The organism is Nitrospirota bacterium, assembly GCA_040757595.1.
In the GTDB taxonomy this organism is placed as follows: domain Bacteria; phylum Nitrospirota; class Nitrospiria; order Nitrospirales; family Nitrospiraceae; genus JBFLWP01.
In genome coordinates this window covers 1-24,621 of sequence record JBFLWP010000024.1, presented here as the reverse complement: position 1 = coordinate 24,621, position 24,621 = coordinate 1, and the positions used below count along the sequence as shown (strand labels likewise).

The 24,621-nt window shown below is 66.2% G+C and carries 24 protein-coding genes; 16 read left to right on the top strand and 8 right to left on the bottom strand.

The window, feature by feature from the left end; translation table 11 throughout:
• Positions 1-14 precede the first annotated feature (14 nt).
• On the top strand, positions 15-749 hold the full coding sequence (locus tag AB1411_16225; protein MEW6545138.1) for a DUF72 domain-containing protein: 735 nt from the start codon (positions 15-17) through the stop codon (positions 747-749).
• A 91-nt stretch (positions 750-840) separates the two neighbouring features.
• Here the strand turns inward: AB1411_16225 and AB1411_16220 are convergent, their stop codons facing one another.
• The 5 genes from AB1411_16220 to AB1411_16200 form a co-directional block, all read right to left on the bottom strand.
• Positions 841-1,122 carry a YgiT-type zinc finger protein gene (locus AB1411_16220; GenBank protein MEW6545137.1) on the bottom strand — a complete coding sequence of 94 codons (282 nt, stop codon included), beginning with the start codon at positions 1,120-1,122 and terminating at the stop codon, positions 841-843.
• A complete protein-coding gene (locus AB1411_16215; GenBank protein MEW6545136.1) occupies positions 1,083-1,391 on the bottom strand; it encodes a DUF4258 domain-containing protein in 309 nt (102 codons plus the stop codon). Before AB1411_16215 ends, AB1411_16220 begins: the two co-directional genes overlap by 40 nt.
• Before the next feature lie 38 nt (positions 1,392-1,429).
• A complete protein-coding gene (locus tag AB1411_16210) occupies positions 1,430-3,190 on the bottom strand; it encodes a TIGR03545 family protein (GenBank protein ID MEW6545135.1) in 1,761 nt (586 codons plus the stop codon).
• Positions 3,187-3,708 carry a TIGR03546 family protein gene (locus AB1411_16205; protein MEW6545134.1) on the bottom strand — a complete coding sequence of 174 codons (522 nt, stop codon included), beginning with the start codon at positions 3,706-3,708 and terminating at the stop codon, positions 3,187-3,189. The genes AB1411_16210 and AB1411_16205 overlap by 4 nt, the downstream gene beginning before the upstream one ends.
• 61 nt (positions 3,709-3,769) lie before the next feature.
• Positions 3,770-4,678, bottom strand: coding sequence for an SUMF1/EgtB/PvdO family nonheme iron enzyme (locus AB1411_16200; GenBank protein ID MEW6545133.1), 909 nt, complete (start codon positions 4,676-4,678; stop codon positions 3,770-3,772).
• Between the two features lie 148 nt (positions 4,679-4,826).
• Between AB1411_16200 and AB1411_16195 the strand changes: the two genes are divergently transcribed.
• From AB1411_16195 to AB1411_16185, 3 genes are all read left to right on the top strand, one after another.
• A complete protein-coding gene (locus AB1411_16195; protein MEW6545132.1) occupies positions 4,827-5,510 on the top strand; it encodes a hypothetical protein in 684 nt (227 codons plus the stop codon).
• Between the two features lie 84 nt (positions 5,511-5,594).
• Positions 5,595-6,236, top strand: coding sequence for an MBL fold metallo-hydrolase (locus AB1411_16190; protein MEW6545131.1), 642 nt, complete (start codon positions 5,595-5,597; stop codon positions 6,234-6,236).
• 104 nt (positions 6,237-6,340) lie between these two features.
• Positions 6,341-6,862 (top strand): bifunctional nuclease family protein, encoded by a 522-nt coding sequence (locus tag AB1411_16185; protein ID MEW6545130.1) that lies wholly within the window; start codon positions 6,341-6,343, stop codon positions 6,860-6,862.
• Positions 6,863-6,877: 15 nt separating this feature from the next.
• Here the strand turns inward: AB1411_16185 and AB1411_16180 are convergent, their stop codons facing one another.
• Complete coding sequence (locus AB1411_16180; GenBank protein ID MEW6545129.1) at positions 6,878-7,219, bottom strand: hypothetical protein; 342 nt, start codon at positions 7,217-7,219, stop codon at positions 6,878-6,880.
• Between AB1411_16180 and AB1411_16175 the strand changes: the two genes are divergently transcribed.
• From AB1411_16175 to AB1411_16135, 9 genes are all read left to right on the top strand, one after another.
• Positions 7,210-8,805 (top strand): HEXXH motif-containing putative peptide modification protein, encoded by a 1,596-nt coding sequence (locus AB1411_16175; GenBank protein MEW6545128.1) that lies wholly within the window; start codon positions 7,210-7,212, stop codon positions 8,803-8,805. The two genes, AB1411_16180 and AB1411_16175, sit on opposite strands and share 10 nt — an antisense overlap.
• A gap of 89 nt (positions 8,806-8,894) precedes the next feature.
• Positions 8,895-9,959, top strand: coding sequence for an ABC transporter substrate-binding protein (locus tag AB1411_16170; protein ID MEW6545127.1), 1,065 nt, complete (start codon positions 8,895-8,897; stop codon positions 9,957-9,959).
• A gap of 2 nt (positions 9,960-9,961) precedes the next feature.
• On the top strand, positions 9,962-11,239 hold the full coding sequence (locus AB1411_16165; GenBank protein ID MEW6545126.1) for an STAS domain-containing protein: 1,278 nt from the start codon (positions 9,962-9,964) through the stop codon (positions 11,237-11,239).
• On the top strand, positions 11,236-12,183 hold the full coding sequence (locus AB1411_16160) for an ABC transporter permease (GenBank protein ID MEW6545125.1): 948 nt from the start codon (positions 11,236-11,238) through the stop codon (positions 12,181-12,183). Before AB1411_16165 ends, AB1411_16160 begins: the two co-directional genes overlap by 4 nt.
• Entirely contained in the window at positions 12,176-12,988 is an 813-nt protein-coding gene (locus AB1411_16155) for an ATP-binding cassette domain-containing protein (protein ID MEW6545124.1), read from the top strand. Before AB1411_16160 ends, AB1411_16155 begins: the two co-directional genes overlap by 8 nt.
• Before the next feature lie 17 nt (positions 12,989-13,005).
• Positions 13,006-14,745 (top strand): SpoIIE family protein phosphatase, encoded by a 1,740-nt coding sequence (locus AB1411_16150; protein ID MEW6545123.1) that lies wholly within the window; start codon positions 13,006-13,008, stop codon positions 14,743-14,745.
• A gap of 19 nt (positions 14,746-14,764) precedes the next feature.
• Positions 14,765-15,184 carry an ATP-binding protein gene (locus tag AB1411_16145; protein ID MEW6545122.1) on the top strand — a complete coding sequence of 140 codons (420 nt, stop codon included), beginning with the start codon at positions 14,765-14,767 and terminating at the stop codon, positions 15,182-15,184.
• Between the two features lie 55 nt (positions 15,185-15,239).
• Positions 15,240-15,575 (top strand): STAS domain-containing protein, encoded by a 336-nt coding sequence (locus AB1411_16140; GenBank protein MEW6545121.1) that lies wholly within the window; start codon positions 15,240-15,242, stop codon positions 15,573-15,575.
• A gap of 186 nt (positions 15,576-15,761) precedes the next feature.
• The gene (locus tag AB1411_16135) at positions 15,762-16,859 is read left to right on the top strand and encodes an AAA family ATPase (protein MEW6545120.1); all 1,098 of its coding nucleotides are present in this window, start codon (positions 15,762-15,764) and stop codon (positions 16,857-16,859) included.
• A 356-nt stretch (positions 16,860-17,215) separates the two neighbouring features.
• Here the strand turns inward: AB1411_16135 and AB1411_16130 are convergent, their stop codons facing one another.
• Positions 17,216-18,277, bottom strand: coding sequence for a PKD domain-containing protein (locus AB1411_16130; GenBank protein MEW6545119.1), 1,062 nt, complete (start codon positions 18,275-18,277; stop codon positions 17,216-17,218).
• A 65-nt stretch (positions 18,278-18,342) separates the two neighbouring features.
• Positions 18,343-20,163 carry an APC family permease gene (locus AB1411_16125; protein MEW6545118.1) on the bottom strand — a complete coding sequence of 607 codons (1,821 nt, stop codon included), beginning with the start codon at positions 20,161-20,163 and terminating at the stop codon, positions 18,343-18,345.
• A gap of 198 nt (positions 20,164-20,361) precedes the next feature.
• On the opposite strand from AB1411_16125, the gene AB1411_16120 reads away from it, so the two are divergent.
• The 3 genes from AB1411_16120 to AB1411_16110 all read left to right on the top strand — a co-directional run.
• The gene (locus AB1411_16120) at positions 20,362-22,467 is read left to right on the top strand and encodes an ATP-binding protein (protein ID MEW6545117.1); all 2,106 of its coding nucleotides are present in this window, start codon (positions 20,362-20,364) and stop codon (positions 22,465-22,467) included.
• Between the two features lie 40 nt (positions 22,468-22,507).
• Entirely contained in the window at positions 22,508-23,974 is a 1,467-nt protein-coding gene (locus tag AB1411_16115; GenBank protein ID MEW6545116.1) for a sigma-54 dependent transcriptional regulator, read from the top strand.
• Between the two features lie 522 nt (positions 23,975-24,496).
• On the top strand, positions 24,497-24,621 hold a 125-nt coding region (locus tag AB1411_16110), incomplete at its 3' end, for a twin-arginine translocation signal domain-containing protein (protein ID MEW6545115.1).

The following is a 24,621-nucleotide window of genomic DNA, read 5'->3' as shown; positions in this document are numbered from 1 at the left end:
GAGGCGGGACCGACATGGCGCGGCTGCTCATCGGCACGTCGGGCTGGACCTATCCGAGCTGGCGGGGGACCTTCTATCCGGAGGATCTGCCCAGCCGGCAATATCTGGAGTTCTACGCCCGCGAGTTTCCCACCGCTGAGGTCAACTACTCCTTCTACCACCTGCCCAAGCCGGGGACCTACGCCAAGTGGGCGGGGCAGGTGCCGGAGGAATTCATCTTCTCGGTCAAGGCCAGCCGGCTGATCACGCACACGAAGCGGCTCAAGGAGGTGGAGGAACTCTGGGAGACGTTCGTGCGCAACGCCCGTTCGTTGGGCGCACACCTGGGGCCGGTCCTGCTGCAGTTCCCGCCCAGCTTCCGGTGCGAGCAGAGCCGGCTGGCGGCGTTTCTGAAGGAGGCGGGCTCGTCGGACGTGCGGCTCGTCTTCGAGTTCCGCCACGAGTCCTGGCTGGTCGAAGAGGTCTATCGCCTGCTCAGCCGCCACCATGCGGCCTTCTGCATCGCGGACTCGCCCGACTATCCACGCCGCGACGTGCTCACGGCCGACTTCGCCTACCTGCGGTTTCACGGGCGGGAACGGCTGTTCGCCTCCAGCTACTCGCAGGCGGAGCTGGCCGAGGAGGCGAAGAAGATCAGACGCTACCTGAAGGACGGGCTCGACGTGTTCGTGTACTTCAACAACGATGCGGAGGGCCACGCGGTCAGCAACGCGAGGACGTTGAGGAAGCTGCTCGGACGAAAGGCCTGACGCGCGGACTCAGAATAGCGGCTTGAATGACGGAAACCAGCCTGGACTTGCTCGCTTGGGCAGACGCCGACGCTCGATGTGCGCGGCTCCCTCAGCCAGCCATGCGATGGAAGGAAATACCGGTTGAGTCCAAGTCTTTGCCGGCTTTGAAAAGCCGATCGATTGCTTGGCTGATCTTTAGCGCCGCAGGCCCGGGAATGCTCCGAGTTCCGCAGCGGCCGCACAGCAGCGCCGACACATTTTCCACGTCCGCATAGAACCCGCCGCGCTCAAAATGCAACGTGGTGCGGCCGCGTTTCATGGGGGTGCCGCATTCGGGGCAAAGCTTCTCCGTCAGCGCTTTTTTCTTTTGCGGACCCGGTTTCTTATCCATTGCTCTCTCTGAGGCACATACGTGGTCACGATATCTACCGATCTCCTGGCGCGGTAGTCTATCACAACGTGGATGGGAAGCCCATCGTTCGAACGGCCATATATCAAACACCGATGCCGTTCGGGATAACGCTCGATGATCTTTCCCGTCTCGATCACCCGGATCATGTCGGCTACCGTGATGCCATCCTTGACCCCTTCGGTGATCGCATGGTCTGTGACAAAAAACGCACCCCTCCGGATATGGTTGCGTAGGGTGTCGAGGTCCATGCCTATTCAGTCGACGCAATGGCTGTGAGATCACTCGATCAGAACGGCAGCTTGAACCCGCCCAAGGGACTCTCTTTCTGCCCCTTCCCGATGCCCGCGGCCTCCTGGAGACGGGCGGTCAGCTCCTTGTCCAGGTTGAGCAGGTCGCCGAACTGGGCGTTCAGGTCCTCCAGCGGCTTCCGGGCCTTGGCCAGGATGGCGGATTTCAATTCGCCTTCCAGCCGGGCCAACTGGGCCTGCATCTGCTTCGCCACGGCCTCGGAGAGCACCCGGTCCAGGTCGGTTGTGAGCTGCACGTCGTACTGGTCGAGGGTGCCGGTGACTGTGGCCTTGAGGTTCGTCGCCCTCACGTCCGCCAGGGCCGCCGTCACGGCTTTGGCGAGCGGGTTTTGATTTTCCGATGCGGCGCCGGCCAGCCGGATCGAATGGAACGAGGCGGAGAGGTCCGCGTTCAGCGCCTTGCCGCGCAGGGCGGCCTGGCCGGAAAAGTCCGCCTGAGCGTCCTTGAGCGCCAGCGGCAGGTCCTTGCTGTCGGAGAGGGTGACTTCCTGCACCTTGTAGCCCTGCGCCTTGACGGAGACCGAGTCCTTCGGCTCGGCCGGATTGACCCGATTGAATTCCCCATCCAGCGCCACGGCCTTGACCCCCTCCAACTTGTCCCCCTTGAAGGAGAAGGTCAACGGCTGGCCGAGCACCGGCTGGTCCGGCGTAATGTTGCGGACCTGTCCGTTCAAGTTGCCGACCGAGAGGACCAGCCCCACCTGCGCGGTCCGGATGAGGAAGTCCGGCAGCGGGGCCCGCTCCTTGAACCGCACGTCCACGCCCTTGCCGCGGACCGGCTTGACCACCTCGGCTGCGCCCTTCCGCTCGGCCGTGCGGGCCAGAAGGGGCTGGAGCCGCTCGTACCAGGTGAGGGCCCTCTGGGTCTGGGCCATGATCGGGCCTTCCAGGAACAGGCCGCTGACCTTGAAGAGTCCCTGCGGCGAGAGGCTGTACTTGTCCCTCAGACGGACGAAGTCCTGCTGGGGCGCCTTGGCCGCCTCGTCCATCCGCTTCCGGAGCTGGGTCAGGTCGCCCTCCAGCCTCTGCTGGGTCTGTTTGATCCGATCCACGTCCTTGGCCAGCTCCTGCTGGATGGCCAGCACCTCGTTGGCCCCGCCCAGGATGCCGGAGAGGCCGCCCTTGCCGGCGGACTTGAGTCCTTCGATCCGCTTCTTATAGTCGTTCAGCTTGTCCTTGTTGGGGAGGGCCGCCACCTGCTTCTGCCAGGTGTCCTTCCCGGTCTGGAGGTCCGCCTTGAGCGTCTCGGCCAGCTTCAGGGACTCCAGACTCTCCTTGGCCAGGATCTCGTTCACGTCGGGCAGCTTGAAGGTCGGCAGGGAAGCCTTGGCGGTCTCCAGGGCTTTCGAGACGGCCGAGTCCGACTTTTTCTTGGCGACTTCGCCCGAGCTGGCGCGGGGCGTCCCGAACCGTACTCCGTCCACGGCCATTTCCTCGACGATGACCTTGCGCCGCAGCAGGTTCAACCCGTCCATGTTGAAGGCCATCCGGTCAACCTGGACCGCGTTCGTCATCGGCTCGTCCGGGTTCGTGACCTGGAGGCCGGTGAGCGTCAGGCCCAGCGGGAAGAGGGAGAGGTCGGCGTCGGCCAGCTCCACCTTGGCCCCGACGACCGCCGTGCCGGTCGCCTCGATCGCCCGCTTGATCACCCGATCCGCCACCAGGAGCCAGATGCCGGCGACGAGGAGCGTGACGGCGAGGAAGGCGAGGAGCCCGGGCCAGCGAATCCACCGGCTCACAGCTCGCCTCCGAACCGGGAGAGGGACTGGTAGTAGCCGTAGAACTTGCTCGACTCGATGGCCTTGAAGACCCAGGTGTCCTTGATCCGGGCCAGCACCTGCTCGCGGTAGCGCAGGATCGCCTGGTTCACCAGGAGGACCAGCGGGACCAGCAGGAGGAGCGAAACCACCAGGCTGCCCATGACGATCGAGTTGTTGAACCGCTCGATCCGCCAGAGCGTGGAATTGTAGAGCGTGGTCCAGAGCCCTTCGAGGGCCGGGGCGGTCAGGACCGCCAGGCCGATCCGGTGGAAGAGCGGGTCCAGCGCGAAGGAGAGGGCGGTGAAGAAGGGCCAGCAGAGGAGGAAGGCGGAGAGGTTCACGCGGAGGATCAGGACCAGGAACAGGACGAGCAGATTGTGCAGGCTCATGGGCGGGGTGAAGCCCATGACCATCGAGAGCCCGATCGCCAGGCTGACCTGGCCGGGGTCCGCCTCCGAGTTCAGGAGCCGCAGAAGCTTTGCGAGGTTGAACAGCATCGCCGCCTCCTAAGCCTCATTAGCCGCATTGGTATCGCACAAAGAACAGCCGATGTCCAGGCTACCGCAGGGACTTCGCGCAGCGGAAGCCGATCGTCGGCGCCCGCTGGTCCGGTTCGGCGCCGCCGCGCGTGGCGGTCCGCAGCATGGCGGGCTTGCTCTTCCAGGAGCCGCCGCGCACGCCCTTGTAGCGCCCGCCAGTCGGGCCGGGCGGGTTCCGTTCCGGCATGATCGCATAGTAGTCGAACAGGAACCAGTCCTGCACCCACTCGGCCACGTTGCCCGCCATGTGGCGCAGGCCGTAGGGGCTCTGGCCCTCCTCGCCGCCGCTCACCGCGGCAACCAACGGGATCTCGTGGGCATGGTACTGGCCGAACACGGCCAGCCCCGGCTGCGGCTTGGCCCGGCCCCAGGGGAAAAGGCTGCCCTTGCTCCCCCGCGCCGCCTTTTCCCATTCCGCCTCCGTCGGGAGCCGTTGGCCGCGCGCGCGGCAGAATGCGTCCGCCTCGGTCCAGGTGACGTAGAGGGCCGGCCAGCTCGCCATGACGTAGTCGGGCATGAAGTGCACGGTGATGACGTGCCAGATGAGCCGCTTGAGCTCCTCCGAAGGCTCGATCCGTTGCTGGCGCAGGAAGGCGAGGAATTCCGCCAGGCTCACCTCGTCCCGGTCGATTTCATAGGCGTCCAGCCAGATGCGCCGTTGCGGCAATTCCGTGTCGTCGAACTGGGTCTCCAGCCCGTAGGGGTCGTCGTCAATCCTGGTGGTCCCCATCAGGAACCAGCCGGCGGGGATCGGCACCGTCGGAGAGGGATTGGCCAGGCTCGCGATGGAAGCCAGGTGCGTCGCCAGCGCCTCCTGGTTGATCGGCTGGGCCTCGGAAATTCGAGGCGCGAGCAGCCAGGCTACGGCCAGGAGACAGCCGAGGAAAGGGCGGACAAGCTCCAGACATTTGCCAGGGCGCAAGGTCATGCTCGTCGTAGTGGTCCGTATGGCATGGGCCGGGCGGATTCTAGGCGCGATCGGTGAGCAATGCAAACTGGCCGTGACGAGAGGCCGGTTGACCTGATCGGGAGAGCACGATATTCTCCGTCCGGAAGTGTTCGCGGAGGAGCCGGCGATGCCCATCCGTGCAACGGCGGCGCGGGTCGTTGCCCTGAGCCTGTCGCTCATTGCCGTGACAGCGACGCTTTTGGCCTGGCCGACGCCTGCGGCGCCGGAGGTGTCCGGCGAGACGAAGCCCCAGCCGGTTCCGGTCGAGGAGTATCCGATCTACGATCGGGTGGTCCGGGCCAAATTCCTGACCTCGCAGACCCGGCTTGTCCTTATCCAACGCCTGACGGTTGCGAGACTGGGTCCCGCAGAGGAAGACGTGCCGTCCCGTTCCTTCTTCTCGGAGCGAAGCCTGTTCCAGGGCGGGCTGTCCGCGGACCTGCTGCAGGACTTCATCCGCAAGGCCGGCCGGCCGTCCCGAGTGGAAGCGCGGTTCGACTTCGGCGTACGCTACCGGTTCGTGACCGGCGACGGGGCGGAGGAGGAACCGGTTGTCGCGCTCCCTTGGCGTCCCGCCCGGTTCTCGCCGGTGCAGGATGCGCCGGCCACGGTCGGCCGGTTGGGTTTTTCCCGCGTGGGCTTCAACGTCCGCGGCGACCGGGCCCTGGTCTACGTGGAGGAGAACCGGCCGGACGGAACCGGAGGCGGGCTGCTCATGTTGCTGCGCAAGGCGGGATCGTCCTGGGAATTCGTGGATACCGAAGTGCTCTGGGTTGCACGGCGCGACGGGTTGCCGCCGGAATCCCCCTGACTTGCGAATGTCGCGTCGAGACGATAGCATGGATCGGGAAGAGCGTGAGACGTGAAACGTGAAGCGCGGGAAACAACGGAAAAGATGACGAACTCACTCATGAGAACGACGTTCTCGGTGCCGCCGCTGGGCTGCAATTGCACGATCCTGGGCGACCCGGTCACCAAGCAGGCGGTCGTGGTGGATCCGGGCGGGGCCGCCGAGCGTATTCTGCAGGAGGTCCAGAGCCTCGGCCTGACCATCGTGCGCATCCTGCACACCCACGCCCACTTCGATCATTTTCTGGCGGCCGGTGAGCTGAAGCGGGCCACCGGCGCGACCCTGTGCCTGCACGAGGAGGACCGGACGCTCTGGGAGATGGTGGAGACCCAATGCCGTCTGTTCGGGGTGGGCTCCAAGGCCGTGCCGCTGCCGGACCATTGGCTTGCGGACGAGGAGAAAGTCAGCGTCGGGAATGTCCAGGGACTCGCGCTGCACACTCCCGGCCACACGCCTGGCTCCATGAGCTTCTACTTCGCGCCGGAGCGGCTGCTCCTGGCCGGCGACACCCTCTTCCGGGGAAGCATCGGGCGCACCGACCTCTGGGGCGGCGACTTCCGCGCGATCGAACAGTCCATCCGCGAGCGACTCTATACGTTGGAGGAAGGGACCCTGGTCATCACCGGCCACGGGCCGGAGACCGAGATCGGGCTGGAGAAGGACTCCAACGCATTCATTCGGGCGTAAACGCTCGTGGCGGGAAGGCCACCGGAGTTTTTAGCAGCGGGTAGGGACGTGCCGTTGCGCGAGGCTGACGGCCAAACGCTGAAAGCGCTGTCGAGGAGGGTGTCATGAAACGGCTCGGCAGGTCGTGTGCGCTCGTTCTCGTTGTCGGATTCTGTGCGTGCCTCTCCGGGTCGCCGTCGCGGGCCATGGCCGCCGCCGAAGCGGGACAGGGTCCGGAGCAGGTGCCGATCAAGGACGTGGAGGTGCTGCTGTCCGACCACGGTCCCGTGGTGCTGCTGAAGGCGGAGAACCGGGTCATTCCGATCTTCGTGGACATGACCGTGGCCGGCTCCATCCAGGGGGCGCTCACGGGACAGAAGCTTCGCCGGCCCCTGTCCCATGACCTCATGCACTCGATCCTGGATGCTTTCGGGGGGAAGGTGACCCAGACGGTCATCACCTTGAAGGACGGGGTCTATTACGGGGCGCTCACCGTGGCCATGCCGGGCAGCACGAAGGTGTTCGACAGCCGGTCCTCCGACTCGATCGCGCTGGCGATCCACTTCAAGGCGCCGATTCTCGTCGGGCGGGACCTGCTGGAGAGCGCGGGGAAGACGATGCCCGGCGCCAAGGAACTCACCCTCTAGCCCGCGAGGCGGCCCTCAGTCCGTCGCCATCCGTTCCGCGAGGAGCTTGAGACGCCGCTCGGCCGACTGTTGGATGAAGGCCATGTTCTCCTGCACGTGCTGCTCTTGCGTGATCTGACCTTCCTGCCGCCGCTGCAGTTGCTTCAGCCCGAACTGGGCCATCTCGGCCTCCGCCTCCTTGTTGATCTGCTTCCAGAGCCGGACGCACTTCTGCTGCTGGCCGGCCGGGTACCGGTCGCAGGGAGGCTCCGCCGCGGCTTGGTTGGGCAGGGCCAGAGAGGCCAGCGCGCACAGGATGATCCACGAGAAGCGGGACATGGCTTCGACCCGGGAAGAAAGACGTCCGCATGCTAGCACGGATCAGGCTCTTCGACGCGGCTTTTCTGACCGCTCTGCTCCGGGAGTTCCGGGCTTCCATGAGGGGGCTCCTCACCGACCTCTGCCGGGACCTCGCCGGCAACTACGAGGAGGCCGTTTCGGCTCTGCGCCTGCCGCTCGACTATTTCGAGCTCGTCGGCGACTCCCTCAAGCCGGAAGCCTACGCGAACTGGAAGGTCGTCGGATGGATCGAGGAGCTGAACGACCTCCTGTACTTCATCGACCTCCGGGAGCAGTGTCGCCGGGAGCGGACGGCCAGCGGCCGGGCCGAGTTCGCCCGGGCGTTTCTCGTCGAATGTCGGGACCAGTTCTTCGAGCACGGTTACGCCGACGAGCTGTTCCCGAACGGGGAGCCGGAGCCGGACCGATTGGAGAGGCGCATCGCCCACCTCTGCGCGCGTCTGGCTCGCCAGGTCACCCAGGAGTCTCTGTGGCTGGCGCCGGGCCTGCCCTGCCGCTGGCTCGCGGGCGGGAAGTCTGCGGCGGCCCGATGGACCGTGCCCTGCGATCTGAGGCCAAGTTTCGAGCGGGCCGAGCTGCCGGGCTCTATCTACGTCGGGTTGGACGGGGCCTACCTGCGACTGCCGGCCGAGGTTCGGCGCCGGCTCGCCTCCGCTCGGGACGGGGCGGCCTTCGTGATCCGGCCGGACGCCATCGGGCTGAGGCTCGGCCGGCTTGTGGTGCCGCTCATCGAACGGGGCGACCGGGTGGTGTGGAAATGGCCGATCGTCCCGCCCGTGGTCCTGAGGCCGGCCGACGTCCGCTGGCCGAACGGCCTGACCCTGGGGGCCTCGCTGATCTATCGAAAGGATGCACGCAAGGGCCTCATACCGAGGCGCGTCTCGCCGACGCCGGCCGTCCTGGGGGAGAGGATACGAGCCGCGCTGGACGTGATCGAGCGGGCCTGGCCGGAGGGGGCGCGCAACCTCGGGCTGCTCACGTCCCGGATCGTTCCGCTCCGGGCCGGCGGGATCGTGAGCTTCAGCTACCGGCACAGGCCGGGCCTCTCCTTCATCAATACCTTCGACCGGGACGACTTTGAGCTGATTGACGACCTGATCCACGAGGACAGCCACCACCATCTGAACTTGCTTTTGCGCAAATACGAGATGCGGCGGGGGGACCACAATCAGGAGGTCTTCTATTCGCCCTGGCGGCGGAGCCTGCGCCCCTTGCACGGCATCCTGCACGCGACCTTCACGTTCACGATGGGCGCGCTCCTGTTCGAGCGGCTGGCCTCGTGGGCCGCCGCGTCGCCCACTCGCCGCGTCGCCGCGTCGGGGCCGAAAGCCGACATGCTGCGCGCCCAGTTCCGCTGCCTGGAGGAAGTCGCCTCGGTCCGCTATTCCATTCAGGATCTCCGACATGCGGCGGACCGTCTTGGCTGGCTGAGCACCAGCGGTGCTTCATTGGTTCGGACGTTGGAAGGTGAAATCAGAAAGGCGCACCGCCGCGTCGAGCCGGTTCGGGGACAGGTCCTGCGTTCCCGCTACGGAGCGGAACTCCGCCGCCACCTCCGCACGCTCGAACAGGCCCGCGCCACCTATCCGCTCCCGCGCGCCTGATCCGGTCTTGAACCTCAGCCGTTCCCTTTACATCCCCCACCGGCGCTGGTATAAGCCAAGCGGGCGAATCGGAACGGGGAGGGAAGCCCATGTGGTCCGCCATCACGCGCCTGTCGCTGGGCCTCTTCCTGATCGCGCTGGCGTCCGGCGTCCTGCTCCTGTCCGACATGGGCCGCCGGACCCCTTCGGCCCAGGCGATGGTGCCGGTCGCGGTCGTGCAACATGCCTCGCAGGCGGTGCTCGACCAGGGCGTCCAGGGAATGGTCGAGGGCCTCGCGGAGCGGGGCTTCGTGGACGGCAAGACCGTCGCGATCACCCGCTTCAACGCCGAGAACGACCTGCCCACCGCCAACGCGATCGCCAAGTCCGTCTCGGACGGGCGGTTCCGGCTCGTCCTCACCGGCAGCACCCTCTCGCTCCAGACGGTGGCGGCGGCGAACCGCGAAGGCAAGGCCCTCCACGTCTTCGGGCTCGTCACGGACCCCTTCGGGGCCGGAGTCGGGATCAGCCGCGACGATCCCCTGAACCATCCCCGGCACCTCGTCGGCTACGGGACGCTGCAGCCGGTCCCCGAGGCCTTCCGCTTCGCCCGGCAACTCTACCCGGCCCTCCGGACGGTCGGGGTCGTCTGGAATCCGACCGAAGCCAATTCGGAAGCCAGCACCAAGCTGGCCCGAGAAGCGTCCCGCGAGCTGGGCCTCACGCTGCTCGAAGCGAACGTCGAGAACTCCTCCGGCGTCTACGAGGCGACGAGCTCGTTGATCGCGCGGGGCGTCCAGGCCCTGTGGGTCGGGGGAGACGTGACGGTCCTGGTCGCGCTGGACGCGGTGCTCGCGGCGGCCAAGAAGAGCGGCATCCCGGTCTTTTCGAACGTGCCGCCGAACGTGGAGCGGGGCGCCCTGTTCGGCCTGGGGGCCGACTACCACGAGGTGGGCCGGCTGACCGGGTTGCTCGCCGGCGACGTGCTGCGCGGGACCGACCCGGCCACCATCCCGGTCAAAAACCTGGTGCCCAAGACCCTGATGCTCAACACCCAGGCCCTGAAGGGCTTGAAGGACCCCTGGCAGATCTCCTCCGAGGTGCTCGCCCTTGCGGACGAGATCGTGGACGAAACGGGCGTGCACAAGAAGGGCGGGGCGGCGCCCCTGAGCTGACGATGGAAATCAGGAAGCGACAGGCCGGGGCTCACCTGGAGCTGACGGTCACGGGACGGCTGGACGCCTACTGGGCGGACCACCTGTCCGGACAACTGGCCGAGGTCATCCGGGACGGGGCGCACCATCTGCGGCTCGATCTCGCCGGAGTAGACTTCATGAGCTCGGCCGGGCTCCGGGTGCTGCTCCAGTATTTCAAGCAGCTTAAAAGCATTCAGGGCTCCCTGGTGGTCAGCGAGGCTTCTGCGCCGGTCAAGACGGTGCTCGCCCTGGCCGGGTTCGAGGAGCTGCTCGGGCTCAAGGCGGGGCCGACCGTTGCGCCGGCGCCGAGCCAGCCGGCCGAAGCGCCCAGCCGCATCAAGCTGCTGGAGCGGGCCGGCGCGACCTTCGAGGTCTATGAGCGGGCCCCCTACCAGACCCTCGCCTGCCAGGCGATGGGAAATCCGGAGCTGCTCGACGGGGCCCGGTTCCGCGAGAGCCATTGCCGGACCCTCCAGTTCCCCGGCGACACCTTCGCGGTGGGGCTGGGCGCCTTCGGGCATGATTTTCAGGACTGCCGCGGGCGCTTCGGCGAGCTGCTGGCGGCGGCCGGGGCCGTGGCCTACCATCCGACCGACGGGACCAACGTGCCGGACTATCAGGTGCAGACCGGCGCCTTCCTGCCCGACGCGCAGGTCCTCTACTGTCTCAAGTGCGAAGGACAGTTCTCCCACCTGGTCCGGTTCGAAGCCAAGCCGGAGCCGGGCGCGGTTCCGTTCAGCGAGCTGGTGGAAGCCTGCCTCTCGGTCACGCGAGCCGAGCTGGCCGGACTGATCCTGGTCGCCGAGACCGCCAGCCTGGTCGGCGCGGCCCTGAAGCGCTCGCCGGTCTCGGACGGGCCGGCCGGGGCCACTGGCGCTCCGTTCCGCCATCCGGACGTCCGGGAGTGGCTCTCCTTCACGCCGGAGCGGGCCTTCGCCAAGACCTTGACCGTGGTCGTGGGGGTGGCCGCAAGCAACGACCGGCCGGTGCTGGATCAATTCTTGCGCCCGCTCGGCAAACGGGCCTGGCCGATCGGCCACTTCCACGCCGCCGCCTTTTCCTACCGGCCGATCAAGAAGGGCGAGATTGACCTGCAGCCGACCGTGAGCGCCCTGTTCAACGGCGAGTCGCTCCAGGGCATCCTGCACCTCGTGAACGACGAGCGGGACATCGTCGGGGCGGGGCAGAGCGAGTTCGTGCGGGGGGCCTGCTGGGTGGGGCCGATCGGCGAGGTCGCCGTGGAGAAGGGCGGGGCATGACGCTGCTGGTCGGCGCGCTGACGATCGGCCTGATCCTCTCGCTGCTGGCGATGGGCGTCTACGTCAGCTTCCGCATCTTCAACTTCCCGGACATCACGGCGGACGGCTCCTTCACGCTGGGCGCCGCCCTGGCCGCGACGCTGCTCGTGGCGGGCGCGCCGCCGCTCGCGGCCACGGCGGCCGGCTTCGCCGGCGGCCTGCTGGCCGGCGCCACAACCGGCCTGCTCCATACCAAGTTCAAGATTCACGGGCTGCTCTCCGGCATCCTGGTCATGACCGCCCTCTACTCGGTCAACCTGCACATCATGGGAAAGAGCAACGTGCCGCTGCTCTCCGTCCCGACCGTGACGGCTTCTGCGGACCGGCTGGGCTCGGGGCTGTTCGGGGAGGCGAGCGTCACCCTGTTCGGCTGGGAGACGGCGTCCCGCGACCTGGCCCTGCTGCTGTTGGTGTTCGCCGGCCTCGTGCTTGCGGCCTGGCTGCTCGACCTGTTCCTACACACGAACCTCGGCACGGCCATGCGGGCGACCGGGGACAATCAGCAGATGGTCCGCGCCCTGGGGGCGGACGTGGAGACGATGACGGTGCTCGGGCTGGCCCTCTCGAACGGGTTGATCGCCCTCTCCGGGGCCCTGCTGGCCCAGTACCAGGGGTTCGCGGACGTGCAGATGGGCATCGGCATGGTGGTCTGGGGCCTGGCCAGCGTCATCATCGGCGAGGCCCTGGTCGGGAGCGGGCGGGTGGGGCTGACGATCGCCGGCGCGATCATGGGGGCCGTGCTCTTCCGGCTGCTCGTGGCGATCGCCCTGCGGTGGGGGCTCGATCCCAACGACCTCAAGCTGGTCACGGCCGGCTTCGTCTTCCTGGCCCTCGTCGTGCCGGCCTTCCTGCCCAAGCTGCTGGGCCGCCTGCGGGCCAGGAAAGGGGGGATGGCCCATGCTTGACGCGGCCGCCCTCTCCAAGACCTTCCACCCGGGCACGCCCAACGAGGTGCGCCCGCTCCGGTCGGTGGACCTCTCGATCCAGGAAGGGGAATTCGTGATCGTGCTCGGGACCAACGGGTCGGGGAAGACGAGCCTCCTCAACGCGGTGGCCGGCACCTTCCTCGTGGACCGGGGGACGATCCGCCTGGCCGGCGAGGACATCACGAAGTGGCCCGAGCACCGCCGCGCCGCGTTGATCGGCCGGGTGTTCCAGAATCCCTTCAGCGGCACCGCCCCCTCCATGTCCATCGCGGAAAATTTCGCCCTGGCCGCGCGGCGCGGGCAGGGGCGGGGCCTGGGCTGGGCGCTGCGGTCCGATCTCGTCCGGGACCTGCGGGAGCGGGTCGGCAGCCTGGGCATGGGCCTGGAGGGCCGGCTGGGCAACGCCATCGGCTCCCTGTCCGGGGGGCAGCGGCAGGCGCTCACGCTGCTCATGGCGACCTGGCGGAAGCCCAAGCTCCTGCTCCTCGACGAGCACACGGCGGCGCTGGACCCGAAGAGCGCCGACCTCGTGATCCGGCTGACCGAGGCGATCGTCTCGCGCGACAAGCTGACGACCCTGATGGTGACCCATTCCATGCACCAGGCGGTCAACCTCGGAGACCGGCTCATCATGATGCACCGGGGCCGGATCATCCACGACTTCCGCGGGGCGGACAAGCGGCGCCTGCGGGTGGCCGACCTGCTGGGCCGGTTCGAAGAGGTCCGGCGCGGCGAGCTGCTCGACGAGAGCGCGGCCGCGCTGCTCCGGCGCACGTACGTCTGACGGGTGAGGATCGGATCATGACGTCGGGAACTTCCGGCAAACGGTCGCTCCTGCACCGGGTCTGGGCCAGGCAGGACTGGAAGGTCGGAACCAAGCTGATCGTCCTGACCGTGCCGCTCATCGCCCTCCTTTCGATGGTCGCGGCGGTCGTGGAGCACGCCCGGATCACGGCCGACCTCAGGGAGAAGCTCTCGACTAGGGCCAAGAGCATCACCCGCCAGATCATGGCCGACCGGCAGTACTATGCCTCGGTCATCGTCCCGCGCGCGAAGGAGATGGGCGCGACGTTCGGACCGGACTACAAGGAGGCGCACGGGCGCTTCCCGCTGCCCGCGACCTTCGTGCGGGAGGTGTCGGAGCAGACGGCCAAGGCCCGCAACGGGTTCACGGCGAACCTCATCAGCCCCTGGGCCATCAACAAGGAGAAGGGCGTCAGGGACCAGTTCCAGCAGGACGGGTTCGCGTACCTGCTCCAGCATCCGGATCAGCCGTTCATCCGCTCCGACACGGTCGAGGGGCGCGCCGTCCTCCGCGTCCTCAGCGCCGACCTGGCCTCCGCCCAGTCCTGCGTGACCTGTCACAACGGGCACCCGGACAGTCCCAAGCACGATTTCAAGCTCAACGACGTGATGGGCGGGCTGGAGATCACCATGCCCATGGACAAATACCTGGAGGAGAGCGACCTCGACCTCATGCTCACGCTGGCCGGCGGGGGCGTCATGTGCGCGCTGGTCTTCGCGATCGTGGCGGTCGGGAGCCGGCGGACGGTGACCCAGCCGCTCCGGGCCCTCGAAGGGAAGATGCAGGCGTTCGTGGGCGAACGGCCCTACCTGTCCGGCCGGGCCGCGGGTCACCGCTCCGGAGACGAAGTGGTCCACATCACGGAAGCCTTCGAGCAGATGAAGGCCGTCATCGAGTCCCAGCAGCAGGAACTCCGGAACGCCAACCAGCTCCTGGAACAGCGGGTCGTGGAGCGGACCGAGCAGCTTCGCCAGACCATGGAGGAGAAGGAGCGGATCGGAAGCGAGCTGCGGATCGCCAGCGACATCCAGCGCTCCATCCTGCCCCGGACCTTCCCGCCGTTCCCGGACCGGGAGGACTTCGGGCTCTACGCCGAGACGATCCCGGCCCGCGAGATGGGGGGCGATTTCTACGACTTCTTCCTGATTGACGAGGACCGGCTGGGGCTGGTGATCGCCGACGTGTCCGGCAAGGGCGTCCCGGCCGCGATCTTCATGGCCGTGAGCCGCACGATGCTCAAGGCGACGGCCATGCAGGGGGTGGATCCCGGCGAATGTCTGCGGAAGGTCAACAACCTCCTCTGTCCGGACAACGATTCGGCCATGTTCGTGACCGTGTTCTACGGCATCCTCAATACGAGGACCGGGGAGCTGGAGTACGCCAACGCCGGCCACAACGTCCCCTACGTCCTGTCCGGCCTCGGGAGCGTGGCGCTGCTGGAGAATCCGGGCGGCATGGCGCTGGGCGTGTTCCCGGACAACGACTATCCGGTCCGGCGGGTGCGCATGAGGGGGAGCGAGGGGCTGTTGTTGTACACGGACGGGGTCACCGAGGCCATGGACGGCAACGGAAATCTGTTCACGGATGCACGCCTGAAGCAGCTCTTGCTCAGGATTCAGGGCGGCACGCCGCGGGAGATCGTCGAGGACGTGATCGCGGAGGTGCGGAGCCACGCGGCGGGCGAGCTTCAGGCGGACGACATCACGCTCCTGGCCTTACGGTACTTGCGCGGGTGACGGAAGATCGGGGGAACCGATGACCGAGGCCGTGGTGGTCACGCTGCACAACCGGCTCTCGGAGCTGGAGCGCTTGAGCGAGGCGGTCACCTCGTTCGGGGAGGGCCACCGTCTGCCGGAGAAGACCCTCTACGCGCTCAACCTGGCCCTGGACGAGATCGTCACGAACATCATCTCCTACGGGTACGACGACCAGGCCGACCATCAGATCAACCTGCGCCTGTCGATCGGCGACGGGGAAGTGACGGCGGAGGTCGAGGACGACGGGAAGCCGTTTAACCCGCTGGAGGCGCCGGAGCCGGACGTGACCAAGCCGATCGAGGAGCGGCAGGTGGGCGGCCTGGGCATCCACCTGACCCGCAAGCTGATGGACCGGCTGGCGTACGAGCGGCGGCAGGGGAAGAACCGCCTCCTGCTGTGGAAACGGGTGACGGAATGAGCCGGGTTTTGTTGGGGACCGGGGGACGGAAAGAAGCAACGAGGGAGACCAAGGGATGGAAATGACGGGACAAAAAAAAGGCCCGGTCATGCTGCTGGCGCTCAAGGGCCGGCTGGACGCGAGCAGCGCGCCCGGGCTGGAGGAAAAGCTGCTGGCCCTGATCGAGGGGGGGGAGACCAAGTTCGTCTTCAACTTCCTGCAATTGGACTACATCAGCAGCGCCGGCCTGCGGGTGCTGCTCATGGCGGCCAAGCGGCTCAAGGCCGCGAACGGCCGGATCGTGCTGACCTCGCTCAAGGACCAGATCCGCGAGGTGTTCGAGATCGCCGGCTTCTCCGCCATCTTCCCGATGTACGAGGTGGAAGACGACGCGCTCCGAAGCTTTCAATGAGGCAAGGATGAACGCCTCTTTCCCTGTCCCTTGAAGGAGTTTCCTCGCCCCGCTCTAAGCCCGATAAGTGACGAAACTGTCGTCATATGTCATGATATTTGACGACAGAATCGTCACATGATATCATCCGCTTCCATGGCGGATACCCCTCCTGTTATCGACCGAACTCTCGACCTTCGCGGGCTGTTGGAGAAGAAATCCCACTTCCTCTTCGGCCCCCGCCAGACCGGAAAGAGCTTCCTGATTGCACGCAATCTGAAGGACGTGCGCGTGTACGATCTGCTCGACTCGTCAATCTTCCTGGCGTTAAGCCGCGCGCCGGGACGACTAGCGGAGGAAATAACCGCGAAGGAGCAGATCGTCGTCATCGACGAGGTTCAGCGATTGCCCGGCCTGCTGAACGAGGTACATCGCCTCATCGAGCAGCGAGGGATTCGGTTCCTCCTCACCGGCTCAAGCGCCAGGAAGCTGCGCGGGGGGGGCGTCAATCTGCTGGGGGGGCGGGCACGGACGAAATACTTGCATCCCTTGACCTGCCGAGAGTTGGGTGATCGCTTTGACCTGCAGCGCGCAATCGCCAGAGGGTTGCTCCCGTCCATCTACTTTTCGGACGATCCCCGCGCGGACCTCGAGGCTTACGCGGGGGCCTATCTCCAGCAGGAAATCGTGGCGGAGGGTGCGACCCGTAACGTGCCGGCATTTAGCCGCTTCCTCAAGGTGGCGGCGCTCTGTAACGGGACGATCGTCAACTTTACCAAGGTGTCGAATGATGCGCAGGTTCCGCGTACGACCGTATATGAATATTTCGAGATATTGAAAGATACTCTAGTGTTGCATGAGTTGCCGGCTTGGAGGAAGTCGAAGAAGCGCAAGCCGCTGGCCTCCTCGAAGTACTACTTTTTCGACGTGGGAGTTGTGGCGACGCTCCAGGGACGTGAGTTCCGCCGCGGGACGCCGGAATTCGGCGAGGCGCTGGAAACCTGTATCATGCACGAGATCAGGAGCTATAGCGATTACGTTTCCGGAGAATCGCTGGCCTATTGGCGGTCCACGTCCGGGTTCGAGGTGGACTTCATCCTGGGTGATCACACGGCGGTGGAGGTCAAGGCCAAGGACAATGTGGGACCCCAGGACTTCAAATCGTTGCGGGCACTGGCTGAAGAACAGAGGCTCAAGCGCTACCTCTGCGTCAGTCTGGAGCCGCGGGCGCGAGAAGTCTCAGGGGTGACTGTGCTCCCGTACCAGGAGTTCCTGGGCGCACTGTGGGACGGCGAGTATCGCTAGGGGGCAAAACTGATGTGCTTGCAATGAAGGATCAGGGCCGGGAGGTCTTCGAGATCGCCGGCTTCTCCGCCATCTTCCCGATGTACGATCTGGAGGAGGATGCGCTACGGTGAGGCCTTCCCGCTTGCTCAGCTCCTCCAGCCGCCGCATTTCCTCATCTGACAAAGACACCTTCACGGTTGCCATCGCCCGTCGTCTCCTTGAAGTGTCTTCAGTGGCCGAAACAGCCGCCAGTATAGTGAAAGGGACTAGAGAGGGCAAATCGAGCAAAAAGGGAAAGCAGAATATGAGTGCTGGGTGCTGAGAAATTGCTCCTTAATCAGCGTTCAGCATTCATCGTTCAGCGTTGTTTCGGGCTACGGTTCCACGGTCACGTCCACATAGGCGGGCGGACTGTCCGCCCCCTTCTTGTCGGTCACGCGCAGCTTGAACCGGTAAAGCCGCTTCTCGGAGACCTGGGGGGCGAGGAACGAGGCCTCGGGCATGTTCACGTCCAGCAGCGCCACCTTGCTCCCGCGCACCTGGCTCCAGGAGTAGTAGAGGGCTTCGCCCTCCGGGTCCCGGCTCTTGAGGCCGCTGAGCTTGACCTTGGTGCCGGCCTTGACCGTCCGGCTGGGGCCGGCGTCCGCGGTCGGCGGCTCGTTCGGCTCGTCGTTGACCTCCACGATCACGTCCAACGAGGCCTGCTTGCCGCGGTTGGTGACGGTGAGCGTCGTCCTGCCGTTTCCCGCGATCTGGAGCAGGCCCTCCGGCAGCACCCTGATGACCTTGTCGTTCGAGGACTGGTAGGCCGTGCCGGTGGAGGGGGGGCTGATGGGCCGCTCGACTCCGTCGGCAAAGACGCCCACGACCGGCAGCTCGAACGTCTTGCCGAGCGAATCCACCTGGCCGTAGGCGGAGGCCTGTCCGGCCCGTCCCAGCCGCAACGGCTTTTCGGTCTCGAACTCGATGGCCGTCAGATCCGCTCCGGGATCCACCTTGACGAGCACCTCGTCGAACACCGTGCGCGTGCCGAGCCGCCCGCGCGAGATCTCCGCGACGGCCAGCAGCCGCACCGTCCCGATCGCCGGCTTCGGGACCATGAGCGGGCCGCCGAAGGGAGGCTTGCCGTCCGCGGTGGCGACGAGCGAGGCGATCGCGACCACGTTGCTGCCGTACACGAAGTCCTTCTGCCAGTATTTCTCGGCGGCCAGCTTGCCCTCCTTGGCCTGGCCGGTGCCCTTGGCCTCCTCCTGCTCGACGAGCGTCTCGTCCATCTCGTGATACCAGAAATACTTGACGCTCACGATGCCGGGGTCCCGGCCGACGTCCACGTTGACGGTGACCGGCTGTCCCGCCTTCAGGACGGCCTTCTCCGCCGGCTCCAGGATCTTGAACGCGAACGCCGAGGGTGCCGAGAACACAACGCACGCGGCCACAGTGAACAGGCCACAGTTCCCCAGCCAGTGATGACGCGTCACGCGTAACGTTTCACGCTTCACGGTTACCTCTCTAAGTGGAACGGGACGTCGGTCAGGATGACCCGTTCCTTGAAGAGCAGCGCGGCCTTGAGCATGAGGGCGCGCTGGTTGTGCAGGATGCTCTGCCACCACCGGGCCGGCAGGATTTCCGGAATGACCACGGTGACCCAGCCGTCCGGGTCCTTGGCGAGCAGCTCCTCGATGTAATCCAGCAGCGAGCCGAGCACGGACCGGTAGGGGGAGGGCAGCACGACCAGGTGCACGCCGCAGCCCCATTGCGCCCACTGGATCTGGGTGCGCGCCGTCTCCTCTTTGTCCACGTCCACGAGCACCGCCCGGATGTCCGAGGCGCGGCCGCGCGCATAGTCCACCGCCCGGACCACGGCCCGGTTGACGCCGCCGATCGGGATGATGACGGTGTTGCGCCGGGGCGGCGGCGGCCGGAGGTCGCGCGTGAGGGACACCTGCTCTTCCACCGCCTTGTAATGGGCGCGGATGGACCTGAACCAGAAGATGATCGCCGGCAGAAGCGCCACGACGATCCAGGCTCCGTGCAGGAACTTGGTGCTGGCGATGATCGTGGTCGCGACGGCGGTGGCGACCGCCCCGACGCCGTTGATCGCGAGCTTTTTCCGCCAATGGGGTCCCCGCTTGGCCAGCCAGCGATGGACCATGCCGGCCTGGGACAGGGTGAAGGAAAGGAACACGCCGACGGCGTAGAGCGGGATGAGGGCGTGGGTGTCGCCATGGAACAGCACGATGAGGACGCAGGAGAACAGGCCCAGGATGATGATGCCGTTGGAAAAGACGAGCCGGTCGCCGAGGATCGCCATCTGGTGCGGCATGTACCCGTCCCGCGCCAGGATCGAGGCGAGCCGCGGGAACCCCGCAAAGGCCCCGTTCGCCGCCAGGATCAGGATCAGCATCGTCGAGGCCTGCACGAGGTAGTACAGAGGCCCTTCGCCGAACGTCAGGCGGGCGATCTGGGAGACGACGGTCTCGTCGGTCCTGGGCAGGATGCCGTAAGAGTAGGCCAGCAGGCTGATCCCCAGGAACATGGTCCCCAGGATCGCCGCCATCCCGACCATCGTCAGCGCGGCGTTCTTCGACTCCGGACGCTTGAAGGCCGAGACGCCGTTGGAGATCGTCTCGACCCCGGTGAGGGCGGTGCAACCGGAAGCGAAGGCCCGGAGGAGCAGAAACAGCGTCAGCCCCTCGACCTCGTGGCCGGAAGGCGCCGCGGGCGGATCGACGCGGGAGGGCGGTCCCGCGAGGACCTGCCAGAATCCTGCGGCCAGCATCACGAAAATGGTCCCGATGAACAGGTACGTAGGGGCCGCGAAAATCTTCCCCGACTCCCGGACGCCGCGCAGGTTGATGACGAGCACGAGCAGGACGGCCAGCAGGCAGAGGGCCTCGCGATGCGGGAATAGCGAAGGGAGGGCGGACGTGATCGCGGCGACGCCGGCGGCGATGCTGACCGCGACCGTCAACACGTAGTCAATCATCAGCGCCGCGGCCGCGGTCAGCCCGGGCAGCTCGCCCAGGTTGGATTTGGCCACGACGTAGGCCCCCCCGCCTTCGGGATATTCGAAGATGATCTGCCGGTACGACATCGTGACGATGGCGAGGAGCAGAACGATCGCGAGGCTGAGCGGGATGGACCACGACACGACCGCGGCCCCGGCCAGGACCAGGATCAGGAGGATTTCCTCGGTGGCGTAGGCGACGGAAGAGAGGGGGTCGGAGGCGAAGACCGCCAGGGCGAGACGCTTGGAGAGCCGTTCGTGGTGCGCCTGCGTGGTCTTGAGGGGAAGCCCGACCAGCCAACGCTTCAGAATCATGCGCCCATTATGGCACAAGAGCGAGGAGGGAGAAAGCACCGAGATCGCCGCGGGTGCCGGGCCGGCCCGTCCCGACCGGACCGGCCGCTCCGGCTCGATCAGGCGCGGCTTGACAGGGCATGGGGCGGGAATTAGCATGACTCGACGTTTCGACTTACTCCGTGGCATATCGGGCGACGGAACGGAGGAGAACGCCGGATGAGCGGGATCGGCGAATGGATCGGCCCGGGCTGGTGGAGCCGGCTGCGCGTGCAGCAGAAGGTGTGGACCATCCTCTTGATGGTGTTCGTCCCGCTGGCGGCTGCCTTGATCGTCCAGGTTACGCTGGTCAACCAGCTCCTGGCCGTCCAGGAGCAGTACCGCCAGACGGTCCTCGCCCACGACCGGATCCACGTGCTCCGCCGCCTCGTCGTCACGATCGAGGACGGGTTTCGCGGGTATTTGCTGACCCGGCAGGAACGGTTCCTGACGCCGATGGAGGAGGCCGAATCGAGGCTCGCCGCGACAGAAGGCGACACCATGATTCCGCTGGCGGAGGCGCCGGGGCTGGCGGCCGAGGCTCAGGCGGCGAGCCGGAGGCTGGCCGCCCTGCTGGAGTCGAAACACGACCTCATCAGACGGTTCAAGGCGGGCCGCGAGGAGGAGGTCCTGCAATACGTCCGGTCGGGGCAGGGATTGGCGCTCTCCGACGCCCTGCGCGACGAGTTCCGAGCCATCGAGGATCGGCTGGACGGAGAACTCAAGAGGTTCGAAGTCCGGCAGGCGGAACTGGCCCAGCGCGCTTTCAGGGGCCTGCTGGCGGCGGTCGCCGGCGGGCTGCTGGTGGGCTTCCTGGGCGCTCGGCTGCTCACGCGGTCCATCACCGGGCCGCTGGGGGTGTTGCGGGAATCGGTCACGGCCTTGGGCGGCCAGGCGGAGCGGAGCGAGGCGGCCCCGATCGCGATCCGTTCGTCCGATGAGATCGGGCAGTTGGCCCGGGCCTTCGAGGAGATGGCCGGCCGCATCCGGCAGTCCCTCAAGGAACTGGAGGCCATCAACGCGATCGGGCACGAGATCAACATGATCGGCCCGGACGGGCTGGAGGGGGTGCTCTGGCGCATTACCCAGCGGGCCGCCGAGCTGCTTCGGGCGGACGTCTGCCTCGTCATGCTGCATAGCGAGAAGATGGGGTGCTGGATCATCGAGGCGGCATCGGGTGACTGGAACGAGCGGCTCCGCAAGTCGGTCATGTTGTGGGAAGAGTTCCCGATCTCGGTAGAGGCGTTCGAGACCAGGCGGCCGGCCTTCGGCGAAGACCTGCGGAGCGACATGCGGCCGGAGGTGGTCCGGCGCAACCTGATCGGGCAGAGCATGCTCTCGGTCCCGCTCCTGTCGCGGGGCGAGCCGTTCGGCGTGCTGGTGCTGCTGCAAAATCGTCCGGTGCGTCGGGAGGAGTGGAACCTGCGACTGGCCAAGGGCTTCGCGGACGAGGCGGCCGTGGCGATCGCCAACGCCCACCTCTACGAAGCCGCGCAGCAGAAGGAAAAGGGGCTGGAACAGCGCCTCCGGCAACTGGAGCATCTGGCCGAAACCCTCGCGCACGACCTCAAGGGGCCGGGGGAGCGGATGGAAGGGCTGGCCTCCGTCCTGCTGGCGGAGTACGGCGGCAAGCTGGACGAGCGGGCGACCAAGTGGCTGCGGCTGATCGAGCAAAACGGCAGGCAGCTGATCGAGCGGGTCGAGAACATCCTGGAGGTGGCCAGGATCGGCGGGCACCGGGAGGCGGTGCAGGCCGTTGATCCCGCGTTGGCGCTGGACGAGGTGCTGAAGTCCAGGGCCGGCGATCTCGATGGGCGGCGGGTGCAGGTCCACTATGAGAACGGCTTGCCGATGGTGGCCTGCCATCGCGCCTACCTGCGGCAGGTGCTCGACAACCTGATCTCGAACTCGGTCAAGTTCTGCGGGGACCGGCCGGATTCCGAGATTCGGATCACGGCCGAGCGCCAAGGGGACCGGGTGCGGTTTTCGGTCAGCGACAACGGGGTCGGCATTCCGCCCAAGGACCGGGAACGGGTCTTCGAGCCGTTCGTCCGGCTCAACCCCGCGATGGCTCAGGGCAGCGGGATCGGGTTGGCCATCGTCAAGCGGATCGTCGAGCTTTACGGAGGGCGAGTCTGGGTCGAATCGAACGAGCCGGCCGGCAGCACGTTCCGGTTCACGCTGCCGGTGCTGGCCGATTTCAGCCTCGGGACTTCCCCGGCGGGAGAGACCGGGACCGTTCCGGGCGCGATCCGGCCGGCGGTCGCGGCGGATAAGGCGAAATGACGATGGAGTCTCGGAGCCGGTTTCGGGAGGGATCGCGTCTATGAGCAGTCTGGGCATCGGGTCTTCATCGGCTATCCGCACGGCTCGGGCGTCCTTCACGATCCTCCTCGTCGAGGACGATCCGTCGGATACCGAACTGCTCCTGCATGCGATCGAGCAGGCGGACCTGAAGGCGATCGAGGGGGAGCTGAAGCTGGAGGTGCGGGCGACCGCCGAGGGCGCGTTGCGTCTCCTGAGCGAGCAGCCGGTGGATCTGGTCCTCACCGACATGGTTCTCCCGGGGGAAAGCGGCTTGGATCTCGTCAGCCACATCCAGGAGATTGATCGGAACCTGCCGGTCCTCGTCGTTACGCGCATGAGCGGGATCCCCACCGCGGTGGACGCCATGCGCCGCGGCGCCTACGACTACATCCTCAAGCCGGTCAATCCGACCGATCTGGGCATGAGGCTGCACCGGGCCATCAGGATCTCGGAAATTCTCCGGCGCCATTCGGCCTTCGAGCGCATCGTCCGCCAGGAGATGCGCTCGGGCGGGCTGGTGGGAGCCAGCGACGCGTTTCAGGTCGTGATGCGTCAGATCCGCGAGGCGGCGCAGGTGCGCTCCACGGTCCTGATTACGGGGGAGACCGGAACCGGCAAGGGGCTGATCGCCCGGGCGATTCACGAACAGAGCCGTGAGCGGGACAAGCCGTATCAGGTGATCGATTGCACGACGGTGCCCGAAGGGATGGTGGAGAGCGAGTTGTTCGGGCACGTGCGCGGCGCGTTCACCGGCGCGGTCGCGGACAAGCCCGGCTTGATCGAGCTCGCAGACGGCGGCACCGTGTTCCTGGACGAAATCGGCGATCTGCCCTTGATGCTGCAGACCAAGCTGCTGCGGGTCTTGGAGGACAACGAAGTCCGCCCGGTCGGCGGCACGCGCGTGAAGCGGGTGGACATGCGGTTCATTGCGGCCACCAATCAGGATCTGGAGGAGAAAGTTCGCGCCGGCACGTTCCGGAAAGACCTCTATTACCGCCTCGCGGTCCTGGCCATTTCGGTCCCGCCCCTGCGTGCGAGGACCGAGGACGTTCCGGTCATTGCCCGTCACTTCGTAGCGCAGTTCGGCCGCGAGATGGGCAAGCCGCGCTGCTACCTGGATGCGTCGGCGATCAGCGAGCTCGTGGCCTATTCGTGGCCGGGCAACGTCCGGGAGCTGCGGAACGTCGTCGAACGGGCGGTCATGCTGGCGACCGAGGAGGCCGTGAGCGGCCATGAGATCGCCGCCCTGTTGCCCCCCGTCAAACAGACCGGCGAAGCGACGGACGGCACGGCCTACGCCACGATGCCGTACATGCAGGCCAAGAAGAAAGCGTTGGCGGAGTTCACCAGCGCGTACCTGAAGACCAAGCTCGCGATGCACGGAGGGCATATCACCAAGGCGGCGGAGGACAGCGGCATTCCCCGCCAGCACTTCTCCCTCCTGATGAAGCAGTATTTGGAGCGGGGCGGATCGAACACCTCCTAAGAAGACGTCCCGCCACCGGTCGGTTTCCGTTTCGTGACGCAGGAACCTTCCCCCCAGGTTTCTGAGCAGACCTCGCCAGAAGCTTCGTTTCCCTCTCGTGACATTCCAGGATTTCACAAGCTGGCCGGCCTGCTTCAACCAGCCCGTTCACTCCGAGTTTCGATTCGCACAAATATTTATTCTTTCCATAACTATCTGATCAGGCTGGACAAAATTTGCTTGTCCCTCGCGGTTGCATAGTCCGGTATTCGACCGCTACAAATTCTTTGTCGTCCCTTCGTCGAATCCCCTCCAAATAACTAAAAATTTCTATTTGAAATCCATGTGTTATGCATGCCGATCACTTTAGAGTCGTAAAGTGAGTTCGCTGGCAGCAAGCTTGCTGAGCTACACGGCCACCCAACGAGTCTGCCTGTGATGGTGGGGACTGAAGATGCGTGGGATGGAGGGAGGTGATGGCCCAGGAAATCGGACGGTAGGATCGCGACGGACTCGGAGAACTTCATTCAGGAGGTGTAGACGATGTTCTTATCACGACGGCAATTCTTGAAAGTCTCGGCTGGCACGGTCGCGGCCGCGGCGATCGCCGACAAGGCCCTCGCCCTCACGGCCCTGCAGCCGGTCATCGAGGTGGGCAACCCCCTCGG